We start from the raw sequence: 12,961 nt of genomic DNA, 5'->3' as shown, positions 1-12,961 counted from the left end.
CGCATTACAGTGCGGTCACTTGAGGCGTGCGAGGTTCCATGGCCGTGCTTCCCCTCCGTAACCTGTCATTCCAAGGAACGGGACGGGGTACGTGGAAGAAACTCGAAGTGCGGACGCCGGTCTGCTGCTCGCCGGACGCTATCGGCTGGGCGAGGCCATCGGACGTGGCGGCATGGGCAAGGTGTGGCGCGCCCATGACGAGGTGTTGCACAGAGTGGTCGCTGTCAAGGAGTTGACGGCGGGGCTGTACGTGTCGGAGGCCGACCGGGCCGTGCTGCACGCCCGTACCCAGAAAGAGGCGCGGGCTGCCGCGCGCATCAGCCACCCGGGAGTCGTCACCGTCCACGACGTGCTGGAGCACGACGCCAGGCCCTGGATCGTCATGCAGTACGTGGACGGGCCCTCACTCGCGGACGCCGCCAAGGAACCGGGGCGGATCGACGAGCGGGAGGCGGCGCGGATCGGTCTCGACGTCCTGCGGGCGCTGGGTGCCGCGCACGCGGCCGGGGTGCTGCACCGGGACATCAAGCCCGCCAACGTGCTGCTGGGCAGGGACGGCCGGGCGCTGATAACGGACTTCGGGATCGCGGCCATCGAGGGCGACGCGACGATCACCAGGACGGGCGAGATCGTCGGTTCGATCGACTATCTCGCGCCCGAGCGCGTCCGGGGTCATGACCCGGGGCCCGCCTCCGATCTGTGGTCGCTGGGTGCGACGTTGTACACCGCGGTGGAGGGGACGTCCCCCTTCCGGCGTTCGTCGCCGCTGTCGACCATGCAGGCCGTGGTGGACGAGGAGCCGCCGGCTCCGGTGCGGGCGGGGCGGCTCGGTCCGGTGATCCTGGCGCTGCTGCGCAAGGACCCGGCCGCGCGCCCCTCCGCGGCCGAGGCCGAGCGGATGCTGACCGGGGCCATGGAAGGACGTGCGCCGGACGCCACGGAGCCGATGCGTCATCCGATGCGCGTGCCGACGCAGCGGATGGCCCAGCACGCTGCGGCACACGAGTCCCGCAGGGCACCGGAGTTGCGTACGGCACCGGGGTCCGGTACCGCGTCGGAGCCCTATGCGGGGGAATCCGGCACGGCACCTGCGGCCGGGCCCGCCGCGAGGCGTCGCGGCGGGCGGATACGCACCGCGCTGATCGTCATGGTCCTGGCGGCCGTGGTCGGCGGGGGAGCGGGCCTGGCGACGCAGTACGCGGGCAGGGACGGCGGGGGTGGTGGGACCCGGTCGGCGGGCGAGCCCGAGAAGACCCCTGAGGCGGAGGACCGGTCCGGGCTCCCGAAGGGCTGGGAACGCGTCGAGGACCCGGAGGGCTTCGGCCTCTGGGTGCCCGAAGGCTGGCGGCGTCAGACGGACGGCAACCAGATCGACTACACGCCGGACAACGGCCGGCACCGCATCCGTATCAGCATCGATCCGGCGCCCGACCACGAGAACCCGTACATGCACATGCTCGACATGCAGAAGAATCTTGAGAAGCGGCTGCCGGACTACCGGCGGGTGCAGCTGCACCCCAACACCTTCCGGGACCAGATGCTCTCCGCGCTCTGGGAGTTCACCTGGACCGAGCGCACCGAGCACCCCGGCCCGCGGCGGGCGATCGACCAGATGTACTACGAGGACGACGGCACGGAGTACGCCCTCTACATGTCGGGCCCCGCGCAGGACTGGACGACGACGCGTGAGCAGTTCGACATCATGTTGCGCGGATGGCGGCCTCCGAGCGGTGAGTAGCCCCTGATCAGGGCTTATGTGCCAGTGATCGCTGGCATGGTCGTGCACACCTGGTGAAAAGGTGTTACCGACGGGTACCCAAAGTGCTTCGCTACGCCTACTCTCGCCCCCATGACGGACTCGCAGGCCACCGCCACCGCCACCGCCCCGGGCACCAATCCGACCGCCGCCGCCCCGGCCGGCGCGCGCACCGCCGCCGACGTGGTGACCCCGGACGTGGTCGCCCGGCTGACCAAGGGCGTCGCCGGCTCCGGCCGTACCGCCAACCACACGCCGTTCACCGGCGACCGGCTGGCCGAACTGCCCGAGTCGACGCCCGAGGACGTGGCCGCGGCCTTCGAACGCGCCCGCGCCGCGCAGACCGCGTGGGCCGCCACCCCGGTCCGGGCCCGCGCGGCCGTCCTGCTGCGCTTCCACGACCTGGTCCTCGCACGCCAGGCCGAAGTGCTCGACCTCATTCAGCTCGAGACCGGCAAGGCCCGGCTGCACGCGCACGAGGAGGTGCAGGCCGTCGCCGTCGCCGCCCGCCACTACGGGCGCAAGGCACCCTCGTACCTCAAGGCCAGGCGGCACACCGGCGTGGTCCCCGTCCTCACCAGGACGACCGAACTGCGCCACCCACGCGGGGTCGTGGGACAGATCGCGCCCTGGAACTACCCGCTGGAGCTGTCCGTCGGCGACGCGCTGCCGGCCTTCGTCACCGGCAACGCCGTCGTCATGAAGCCCGACACCGAGACGGCGCTCACCGCCCTGTGGGCGCGTGACCTGCTCATCGAGGCCGGCCTGCCCGCGGAGGTGTTCCAGGTCGTCCTCGGTGACGGCCCGGTCGTCGGCCCCGAGGTCGTCAAGCACGCCGACTACGTCTCCTTCACCGGCTCCACCCGCACGGGCCGCGAGGTGGCGCAGGGCGCCGCCGCCCGCCTGGTCGGCGTCTCGCTCGAACTCGGCGGCAAGAACGCCATGCTGGTGCTCCACGACGCCGACGTGGAGAAGGCCGCCGCCGGAGCCGTGCGCGCCTGCTTCTCCTCCGCCGGCCAGCTGTGCATCTCCATCGAGCGGCTCTACGTGCACGAGTCGATCGCCGACGGCTTCATCGAGCGGTTCGCCGCCCGCACGAAGGCCATGCGACTCGGCAACTCCCTGGCCTACGGCGCCGACATGGGCTGCCTCGTGGGCGAGCGTCAGCTCGAGACCGTCACCCGCCACGTCGAGGAGGCCGTCGCCAAGGGCGCCAAGCTCGTCGCGGGCGGCGTCGCCCGCCCCGACATCGGCCCGCTCTTCTACGAGCCCACCATCCTCGACGGCGTCGAGGCGCCGATGGCCGTGTGCACGGAGGAGACCTTCGGCCCGGTCGTCTCCGTCTACCGCTTCACCGACGAGGACGAGGTCATCGCCCGCGCCAACGCCACCCCGTACGGCCTCAACTCCAGCGTCTGGACCAAGGACGCCCGGCGCGGCCACGCCGTCGCCGCCAGGCTGCGCACCGGCACCGTCAACATCAACGAGGGCTACGCACCCGCGTACGGCAGCGTCCAGGCCCCGATGGGCGGCATGAAGGACTCCGGCCTCGGCCGGCGCCACGGCTCCGAGGGCATCCTCAAGTACACGGAGGCCCAGACCGTGGCCCAGCAGCGGCTGCTGCCGCTGGCCCCGTCGTTCGGCATGGACGACGAGAAGTACGCGGCCTTCATGAGCGTCAGCCTCAGGGCGATGAAGGCCCTGCGCCTGCGCTGAACCCCGAACCCGCCGCCCCCGTCCCCGGACGCCCCGCACATTTCACGAGGAGAGCCATGGCCGAGGTACCCCCTGCGCGAAACCAGGACGCTGACGCGGGCGCCGGCGTCGCGTACGACTACGACGTGCTCGTCGTGGGCTCCGGCTTCGGCGGCTCCGTCTCGGCACTGCGCCTCACCGAGAAGGGCTACCGGGTCGGCGTGCTCGAGGCCGGCCGGCGCTTCACCCGCGACTCGCTGCCGAAGAACTCCTGGGACCTGCGCAACTACCTCTGGGCACCCGCCCTCGGCCTCTTCGGCATCCAGCGCATCCATCTGCTCGGCAACGTGATGGTGCTGGCCGGAGCGGGCGTCGGCGGCGGTTCGCTCAACTACGCCAACACCCTCTACGTACCGCCCGCGCCGTTCTTCAACGACCCGCAGTGGAAGGACATCACCGACTGGCAGGACGAGCTGAAGCCGTACTACGACCAGGCGCGGCGCATGCTCGGTGTGCGGCTCAACCCGACGATGACCCCCTCCGACGTCCATCTGAAGGCGACCGCGGAGGCGATGGGCGTCGGCGACAGCTTCCACATGGCGCCCGTCGGCGTGTTCTTCGGCGACGGCGACGACGCCGACGGCACGGTGAGGGCCAGGCCCGGCGAGGAGGTCGCCGACCCCTACTTCGGAGGCGTCGGCCCCTCCCGCAAGGCGTGCAGCGAGTGCGGCGAGTGCATGACGGGCTGCCGGCACGGCGCGAAGAACACCCTCAACGAGAACTATCTGTACCTCGCGGAGAAGGCGGGCGCCGTCGTCCACCCGATGACGTCCGTCGTCGCCGTCACCGAGGACTCCCGGGGCGGCTTCGCCGTCAAGACCCTGCCGAGCGACAACCGGCGCAAGGGCAAGGGCCGTACGTTCACCGCCCGCCGCGTCGTCATCGCCGCCGGTACGTACGGCACGCAGACGCTGCTGCACCGGATGAAGGACGCCGGACTGCTGCCGCGGCTTTCCGCACGGCTCGGCGAGCTGACCCGCACCAACTCCGAGGGCCTCGTCGGCGCGCAGACCGACAACCGGCGCTACCGCAAGCGCCACGGCGCGGAGCGTGTCGACTTCACGCGGGGCGTCGCCATCACCTCGTCCATCCACCCCGACGAGAACACCCACATCGAGCCCGTCCGCTACGGCAAGGGCTCGAACGCGATGGGCGGCCTCACCGTCCTCCAGGTGCCCTACCGCGTCAAGGGCCGGGTCGCCGGCTGGCTCGGCAACATGGCGAAGCACCCGTGGCTCGCGGTGCGCGCGCTCTCCAACCGGCGCTGGTCGGAGCGGACGATCATCGGCCTCGTCATGCAGTCCCTCGACAACTCGCTGACCACGTACCGCAAGCCGAAGGGCGTCGGGAAGGGCCTGCTCACCGCCCGCCAGGGGCACGGCGCGCCGAACCCGACCCAGATCCCCGAGGCCACGCGCGCGGCCTCGCTGCTCGCCGAGGAGATCAACGGCTTCGCGGGCTCCAACATCGGCGAACTGATGGGCACCCCGCTCACCGCGCACTTCCTCGGCGGCTGCCCGATCGGCGACTCGCCGCAGTCCGGCGTCATCGACCCGTACCACCGGCTGTACGGCCACCCCGGCATCTCGGTCGTGGACGGGGCCGCGGTCTCGGCGAACCTGGGCGTCAACCCGTCGCTGACCATCACGGCCCAGGCGGAGCGGGCGATGTCCTTCTGGCCCAACAACGGCGAGGACGACCCGCGGCCGGCGCAGGGCGCGGAGTACCGGCGGCTGTCCCCGGTCGCGCCGAAGTCCCCGGCGGTCCCGGAGAGGGCGTTCGGCGCGCTGAAGCTTCCGTTCCTGGGCATGCCGGCGGTCCCGCCGAAGAAGTGACCCGGCCCGGGCTCCGGGCTCCGGACGCACGAAGGCCGCTGCACCCCCCTCCGAGTGCAGCGGCCTTTGTGGCTCACGGGGTCCGGCGCCCGTGGGCGCCGGACGTCAGCGGTTACGCGGTGGCGTCACCACGGCGGCGCTTCATGGCGAAGACCGCGCCGGCACCGGCGAGGATGGCGACACCGCCGACCGCGCCGATGACGGGCAGGCTCGAGTCGGAACCGGTCTCGGCGAGGTTGCCGGTGACCGGGAGCTCCTTCACGCCGCCCTGCGGCTTCGGGTCGGGACCCTTGTCCTCCGGCTTGCCCTCGCCCGGCTTCGCCTCGCCCGGGTTCTCGTTCGAGGAGCCCGGCTTCAGGACGGTGAAGTCCGCCCAGGCGCCCGCGCTCTCCGCGATGCACTCCTGGCCCTCGACGTCGCCCAGGTAGCCGCCGGAACCGATGGCGTAGCTGTCACCGGCAGGCGCTTCCTTGGCGATGCTGACACGCAGGTCGATCTTCACGAAGTCCTGGGACTTCATGGTCTCGACGCCCCAGAAGTAGTCACCGGCGTACGTCTCGTTGCCGATCCGCTCCCACTGGTCGGTGCCGGGAAGGCGGAACTGCAGCTCGACGTGCTTGCTGAGCCACTTGTCCTCGTCGAGCTCGTAGTTCTCGACCTCGGCGTAGAAGGCGACCTCCTTGAGGTCGGCCTTCGAGTTGTTGGTGATGGTGAGGTTGAAGTCCTCCCAGCCGCTGCCGGCGACGATCTTGGCAGGCAGTCCGGAGAGCTTGAGGCCGAGTGCCTTCTCCTCGAAGTTCTCGTCCAGCTCCTCGCAGTACGGCGGGAACTCCTCCTCGGGGTCCTCATCGCCGGGAGTCTCCGTGTCCGGCTTGTCGTCGTCGTCCGGGGTGGTGTCCGGCTTGTCGCCGTCCTTGGTGTCGTCCGGGGTCGTGGTGTCGGGCTCGTCGCCGTCCGTGGTGTCGTCCGGGGTCGTGGTGTCGCCGTCCGTGGTGTCGTCCGGCGTGGTGGCGTCGGGCTTGTCGCCGTCCTGGACCGTCGAGTCCGGCGTCGTCGTGTCCGGGGTCGTGGCCTCGGACTTCTCGCCCTCCGGGTCTTCGGTGCCCGGGTTGTCGGTGTCCGTCTCGGATGCGATCGGGGTGCTGCTGATCGTCGCGTACGCAGCCGGCGCCGCCAGGAAGGTGGCGGGTGCGATGACGGCAGTCGCGGCAGCGACGGCCAAGGCGCGGCGAAGCTTCATTGAGACCTCAGTGAAGTCTGGGTGCCGCCCGAAGGCGGCACGAAGGCTGGTGTGCGACCCCCGGCACCACCGTGGGTGCGAACACGGGAGGTCGTTGTTACGCATGCATGACCTGTGACCAGGGTGATTGGTTGCACGCGAATTCACAGGATCCTCATGTGACCTGCGCCACGCCCTGCGTCCGCGGCCGGACCGAGACGAATCCGTGATCGGCGATCGTGCAACGTTCCCCGCGACCGCGAGGTCACATGTGCGAGGTGTCACCCCAAGTGGCTCCCGTTGTACCGGAGGAAGTGAGAGTGGACATCAGACGCGTCTCCGCCCGTTCCACGTGGCGCCGGACGGCACTCGCCGGCCTGGCTGCCGCGGCGGTCGCCGCCGTGGGGGTCACAGGAACCGCGCACGCCGAGGAAGCCCCGGTGCCCGTCACCATCAAGGGGACGGACAAGCTCGACCTGTCGCTGAGCGGCGGCAACGTCGATCCCACCGAGCACAACGTGGAGATCAGGGTGGAGGGGCCGGGCACCTACGACCCGGACGTCGAGCCGAACCCGGCTCCGATCCCGTCCGAGGGCTACTCGATCACCATCGACGCCACCGCACTCGAGGGCTTCGCCGAGGTCGAACTGCCCTCGGACGTGCATGTTGACCCGGCCGGTGGTCGGGTCGGTGAACTCGCCCTGGTAGCCGAGGACTCCGACCGCTCCCGTGCTCTCGGTGACCTCGCCGAAGGGCGAGTACGCCGAGGAGCGGGACAGCGCACCCGTGGACGGGGCGAAGGCGCCCGTCACATCACCGTGCTGGTCGGACAGGACCGCCGCCGCGCCGCTGCCGTCATCAGCCGCGCTCGCCAGCGCCGCCTCGCCGTGGGGGCCGCGGAGGACGAGACGGCCACTGCCGCTGACCAGGTTGTTGGACTGGTCCGCGTACTTCAGAACCGACGTGCCCTGCTTGACCAGGCGGCCCAGGCCGTCATAGGCGTAGGCCGTGCCGTCACTGCTGACCATCCGGCCGTGGGCGTCGAACGCCGCGCTGGTGGTGGCACCGCCCGGGCCGCTGCTGCCGGTCCGGGTGCCGCGGGCCGAATGGGTGTAGGAGACGTCGCCCGCCGTGAGCAGCCTGTTGCGCTCGTCGTACGTGGCGGTGACGTCGCCCGCACCGGCCCGGTTGCCGGACGCGTCCCACGTGTACGCCGTGGTCGTGCCGTCCTGCGCGGTCCATCCCGTGAGCCGGCCCGCCCAGTCGTAGGCGTAGCTCTGTTCTCCCGCGCCCGCTGTACCGCTGGTGGTCTTGCCCGTGAGGCGGCCCGCGTCGTCGTAGCTGTAGCCGACGGACGCCGTGGTTGTGCCGTCCGGTGCCTTGAGAGTGTCGGCGGCGAGCTGGTCCAGGACGTCGTAGGCGAGGGACCGGGTCGCGCCGGAGGAGCCGTAGCCGATGGAACTCAGGCGGGAGGCGGCGTCGTAGCCGTACGTCTGCGTCGTACCGGTCAGCGGGTCGGCGGCCGTGCTGAGCCGGCCCGCACTGTCGTAGCCGAACGTCGCGTCGCCCGCCGCGTCCGTACGCCCGGTCAGCCGGCCTTCCTCGTCGTAGCGGAACGTCGCCGTGCCGGACGGGCCGGACGAGGAGAGCAGGTTCCTGCGGTCGTCGTAGGTGTAGGTGTTGGTGCCGCCGGGTGCGTTCACCGAGGTGACACGGCCGGCCAGGTCGTAGCCGAAGACGTCCGGGGTGGTGGGTGCCTCCGCGCCCGCACCGCTGACCTCGGTGATGCGGCCCAGGGCGTCGAACGTTCGCTGCTGGGTGACGCCGCCCGGCTGGATCTCCTTCACCGGTCGGCCGGCGATGTCGTAGACCGTGGTGTAGGTGCGGTCCGCCGCGCCCGGGTGGGCAGTCGTGGCCGGTTCGACGACAGACTCGGGCAGACCGTGGCTGGTGAACGTGGTCCAGGTGGTGTTGCCTCGTCCGTCGGTGAGCCGGGTGCGGTTGCCCTCGGCGTCGTAGCCGAAGGTGGTGGTGATCGACGTGTCGGCGTCGACCGGCTCCACCAGCTTCGTCAGCCGGCCGACGGCATCGTACGACTGGCGGACGGTGTGGCCGAGTTCGTCGGTCACCTCGACCGGGTTGCCCTCCGCGTCGTAGGCGGAGGCCCGGCTGCGCAGCACCGTGCCGGCGGGGTCGGTGTCGGTGACCGACGTGACGCGGCCCGCGAGGTCGTGGGCAGTGCGAGTCGTGCGGCCCTGCGGGGTGGCGACCGAGTCGGTCAGTCCGGTGGGGCCGTAGGAGTAGGTGGTCTTCTTCCCGGCAGCGTCTGTGGTCGCGGTCGGCTGGCCGGCCGCGTTGAAGGAGCCCGCCGTCGTGATGCCGGTGGGGCTGGTCGACGAGACCAGGTTGCCGCGGTCGTCGTACGTCAGCGTCGTCGTGAACACACCGGCGGCCGGGTGGCGTTCGAAGACGGTCGAGGTGATCTGCCGGCCGAGGTCGTCGTACGTCGCCTCCGTGCGGGAGCCTGTCGAGCCGGTGGCCGAGAGCTGCTCGCCCAGCAGGTCGTACGTGAAGGTGCTGACCGGAGCGGCAGCGCCCTCGGACGGCGCGGGGCCGGTGGCCTTGGCCAGGTTGCCGAACTGGTCGTACGTGTAGGTGGTGACACCGCCCAGGGCGTCCGTCTCCGTCGCCAGGTTGCCGGCCGCGTCATAGGTGCGGCTGGTGGTGGCGGCCAGCGGAGTGCTGCTGCCCGGCGGGGTGTAGGCGGGCAGAGTGGTGGTGAGGAGGCGGCCGAGGTCGTCGTACGACGTACGGGCGGTGTGCCCGTTCGGACTCTTCGCCGACGTGGTCTCGCCGAAGGTGTTGTAACCGACGCGGCTGGTCGGGCGGGCCGAGGCCGCGCCGTTCTGCTGCGTCTCCACAATCACCGGCGGCGCACGGGTCTCCACCAGACGTCCGAGGACGTCATAGACATGGTGGGTGGTGTGAGCGGCCGGATCGGCGCCGGTGACATTTCCGCGCGGGGAGGTCTCCGAGAGGACCAGACCGCGGTCGTCGACGTCCCAGGTGGTGACGACGTCGTCGGCACCGTTCTCGACGGTCTGCCGGGTGACGGCTCCCGTCACGTCGCGCTGGTAGGTGACCTTCTCGGTGCGGCTGCCTCCGGCGCCTGTGCGGGTCTCGGAGATCACCGCGCCTGCGGCGTCGTAGGTGTAGGCGGTGCGGCGTGCCAGCCCGGCCGGGTCGAGGACCTCTGCGGTCACACGCCCGGCGGCGTCGACGTCGTGCGTCGCGGTAACCGAGCCGTTGCCGGTGGTCTCCTTCACGAGGTTTCCGGCCGCGTCGTAGTGGCGCTCACTCAGGACCAGGTCGCGGGTGGTGCCGTCCGGATCGTGGAATCCCGCGAGGATCTCGCGGGCGGGCAGTCCGTCGTCGTAGTAGGTGTGCCGAGTGGTGCGGCCCATTGCGTCGGTGTGCTCCGCGAGGCGCCCTGCGGGGTCGTACGCGTAGGAGTCGAGCACCACGTCGCTGGGTGCCGTCGGGCTGTTCGGATCACCCGTGAAGCCGGTGAAGGTGACCTCGGCGAGGTGGCCGAGGGCCGTATAGGCGTAGCGGAACGTGCGGTCACCGGGGAGGGTGCGGGAGGTCTGGTGGCCGTGGGCGTCGTAGGCGTACGACTCGATCCTCCCCGCCGGGTCGGTGACGGTGACGAGCCGGCCGTGCGAGTCGTAGGCCCGCCTGGTCGTGCGGGTGGCGTCGTCGCCGGCCTCGTCGGACACGGCCTCGCTCAGCGGGCGGCCGTCGGCGTCGTACGTGTAGGTGGTTCTCGCCTGGTGCGTGTCACCGGTGACATGGTCGGTGACCACCGGGCCGGTGACAGTGAGCGGGCGTGATTCACCGTCGTAGACGGTGGTGCCGGTGACTCCCTCGGGGTGAGCATCGGACTTCACCGAGCTGCCGGTCTGGCGGCCCAGCGCGTCGTACGTGTACTCGGTGACCAGTCCGGCTGGATCGGTCACCCGGGCGAGGTCGCCCGCGGCGGTGTAGGCCCGTGTGGTCGTGCCGCCCTTGGTATCGGTGGTCGTCGCCAGGAGTCCGGCAGGGACGGTCCCGCCGCCGATCGCGGTCTCGGTGCCGGCCGTGAAGGTGTGGCGCACCGAGCGGCCGTCGGGGAAGTCCGCGGTGGCCGGGGTGGTGGTGGACACTCGGTCGCCCGCGGCGCTGTAACCGTAGGCGGTGCCGGTAGGTGTTGTCCGTCGCGCTCGACGAGCGGGCATCGCGTTCGGCGATCAGCTGGTCGTTGCGCGGGTCGAGCGGGTCGGCCTCATTGAGGAAGTACTCGAAGTACCGGGTGTGGCAGCTCGCTTCGTCGTCGGCGTCCCGACAGGTGGTCTGGGAGATCTTGTTGCCGCGCTTGTCGTGACCGAGTCGGGTGACCGTACCGTCAGGACCGGTCGTCGTGGCGAGGAAGCCCCCGGTGTCGTATCCGAAGTGGGCGGTGTTGCCTGCGGCGTCGGTCTGGGCGATGAGCCGGTTGCCCTGGAGCGGGTCGTAGCGGTAGCTGAGGTGCGCTGGGCCGGGTCGGTGACCGTCACGGTGGCCGACGGGTCGGCGGGCACCGCTTCCTGGTCGTCGGTGGCGGGTTTGCCTTCGGCGTCGGTCAACTTGTGGCCGGAGAGCAGGTAGGTGCCGCCATTGGCGTCGGTGTAGGACGACACCCGGTCGTGCGCGGTGTCGTACTGCACTTCGGAGTGGATCCGGTCGCTGGGCAGCGTCACCTGGGTGAGCTGCTGGGCGGCGGAACCGGACGCATGGTGCTGTGCCACGGTGCGGGCACCGAGCGGGCGTGCGTAGACAGCCGCCTCGTCGATGTCGCCGGTGAAATGGCCGATGTCGCCCGAGACCGCGGGCCAGCTTCGCCAGTAGCCCGCTCCGAGGTAGACGAAGCGCTGGTCGTACTGGGTGATCTCCCCGGTGATGGTGCCGACCTCGGCGCCGTCGAGGTAGAGCGTCTGTGTGTTGCCTGCGGCGGTCAGGGCAGCGTGGTGCCAGGCACCGTCGTTGACGGGCTGGGACGTGGTCACGGGGGTGGGCGAGCCGTTCCAGAACTCACCGCGCAGCTTGCCGTCCGTGCCACCCAGGGGGCCGGCCTGCTGTCGGTCCACTACGGAACGTCCGGCGGCATCCACGGCACCCGAACGAACATCTACACCGAGGACACCGCGAGCTATCCGGGCGCGGTCGGGTGGGACGAGATCTTTGCGTACTCGCTGGCGGCGGGCGACCTCAACAACGACGGTTACGACGATCTGGCAGTCGGACAGCCCCTCGACCATGCCGGCGGCGCCAGCAATGCCGGCACCGTCAAGGTGATGCTCGGCTCCGCCGATGGCCTCTCCGCCGCCGCCACGCACTACATCGACCAGACAACGCCTCAGGTGCCTGGCACACCGGAGCCGGAGGACCGCTTCGGGGAACAACTCGCCGTCGGCGACGTCAACGGCGATGGCACCGGCGACCTGGTCGTGGCCACCATGGGCGAGCAGATAGCCGGCAGTTCGGATCGCGGGTCCGTCCATGTGCTGTTCGGCCCGATCGACGACTCCCCCGCGTCGAGTGCCTACCTCGACGCCGGACGCGTCGACGGCATAGGAGAGTTCGCCGGCAGTGCACTGGCCGTCGGCCGCTTCAACGACGACGAGTACGTCGACGTGGCCATCGGCGCTTCCGACGAGAAGGTCCGTGACTCCGGCGCGGCAGGACGGCTGGCGGTGCTGTACGCCGACGCACAGGGGCTGTCCCCCGCCCGGGTCGGTGTCTTCGACCAGGACACCCCCGGCATCTCCGGCGCCCCGGAGACCGAGGACTACTTCGCCTCGTCCCTGGCAGCCGGCGACTTCGACGGCGACGGCATCGACGACCTCGTAGCTGGTATGCGCAGCGAGAAACTCGGCACCGCTGCGGGCTCCGGTGCATCCCTGGTGCTTTTCGGCGGCACGGACAACGGGATCTCCGCCTCCGGAGCCGTGTGGATCGAGCAGGACACTGCCGGTGTGCCCGGCATCAACGCCACGGACGACCACTTCGGCTGGACCGTCGGAGCCCTGGACACCGACGGCAACGGCAGGGACGAAGCCCTGATCGGCGCACCGGGGAACGGGCCCGGCACGGTGACGGTCGTCAAGGTGCGGCCGGGAACGCTGGAGTCCGCGACCGTGCTGTCCGAGGAGTCGATGGGCTGGGCGGCCGGCACCAACGGCGACGCTTTCGGGGTCACGCTGCCGCGGCCGTGAGCACACCCGTGAGCAAACCCACTCGAACAGGAAGCGAACGCGCAGGCAACCCGCGGCCCCCGTCCGCCGTCTAGTTGATCGCGGCGCACGGCCTCGACCGGGC

The 12,961-nt window shown here is 70.9% G+C and carries 7 protein-coding genes; 4 read left to right on the top strand and 3 right to left on the bottom strand.

The genetic code is table 11. The features are described from left to right. The first annotated feature begins 91 nt into the window (after positions 1-91). The 3 genes from OGH68_RS21780 (at position 92) to OGH68_RS21770 (ending at position 5,346) form a co-directional block, all read left to right on the top strand. Positions 92-1,738 (top strand): serine/threonine-protein kinase, encoded by a 1,647-nt coding sequence (locus OGH68_RS21780; protein WP_264246475.1) that lies wholly within the window; start codon positions 92-94, stop codon positions 1,736-1,738. Between the two features lie 111 nt (positions 1,739-1,849). Then, complete coding sequence (locus OGH68_RS21775; protein ID WP_264246473.1) at positions 1,850-3,472, top strand: succinic semialdehyde dehydrogenase; 1,623 nt, start codon at positions 1,850-1,852, stop codon at positions 3,470-3,472. Positions 3,473-3,528: 56 nt separating this feature from the next. Next, positions 3,529-5,346 (top strand): GMC family oxidoreductase, encoded by a 1,818-nt coding sequence (locus tag OGH68_RS21770; protein ID WP_264246471.1) that lies wholly within the window; start codon positions 3,529-3,531, stop codon positions 5,344-5,346. A 112-nt stretch (positions 5,347-5,458) separates the two neighbouring features. Here OGH68_RS21770 and OGH68_RS21765 read toward each other — a convergent pair whose 3' ends face one another. The 3 genes from OGH68_RS21765 to OGH68_RS21755 all read right to left on the bottom strand — a co-directional run bounded on the left by OGH68_RS21765 (position 5,459) and on the right by OGH68_RS21755 (position 11,649). Further along, complete coding sequence (locus tag OGH68_RS21765; protein WP_264246469.1) at positions 5,459-6,586, bottom strand: LAETG motif-containing sortase-dependent surface protein; 1,128 nt, start codon at positions 6,584-6,586, stop codon at positions 5,459-5,461. Positions 6,587-6,846: 260 nt separating this feature from the next. After that, positions 6,847-10,770, bottom strand: a complete 3,924-nt coding sequence (locus tag OGH68_RS21760) for a hypothetical protein (protein ID WP_264246468.1) — start codon at positions 10,768-10,770, stop codon at positions 6,847-6,849. An 84-nt stretch (positions 10,771-10,854) separates the two neighbouring features. Further along, positions 10,855-11,649, bottom strand: a complete 795-nt coding sequence (locus OGH68_RS21755) for a LamG-like jellyroll fold domain-containing protein (protein ID WP_264246465.1) — start codon at positions 11,647-11,649, stop codon at positions 10,855-10,857. Between OGH68_RS21755 and OGH68_RS21750 the strand changes: the two genes are divergently transcribed. Further along, positions 11,611-12,858, top strand: a complete 1,248-nt coding sequence (locus OGH68_RS21750; protein WP_264246464.1) for an FG-GAP repeat protein — start codon at positions 11,611-11,613, stop codon at positions 12,856-12,858. The two genes, OGH68_RS21755 and OGH68_RS21750, sit on opposite strands and share 39 nt — an antisense overlap. Positions 12,859-12,961 lie beyond the last annotated feature (103 nt).

Source organism: Streptomyces peucetius, assembly GCF_025854275.1.
Classification (GTDB): Bacteria; Actinomycetota; Actinomycetes; order Streptomycetales; family Streptomycetaceae; genus Streptomyces; species Streptomyces peucetius_A.
The sequence above is the reverse complement of the archived record's forward strand: the minus strand, read 5'-3'. Positions and strand labels throughout refer to the sequence as shown.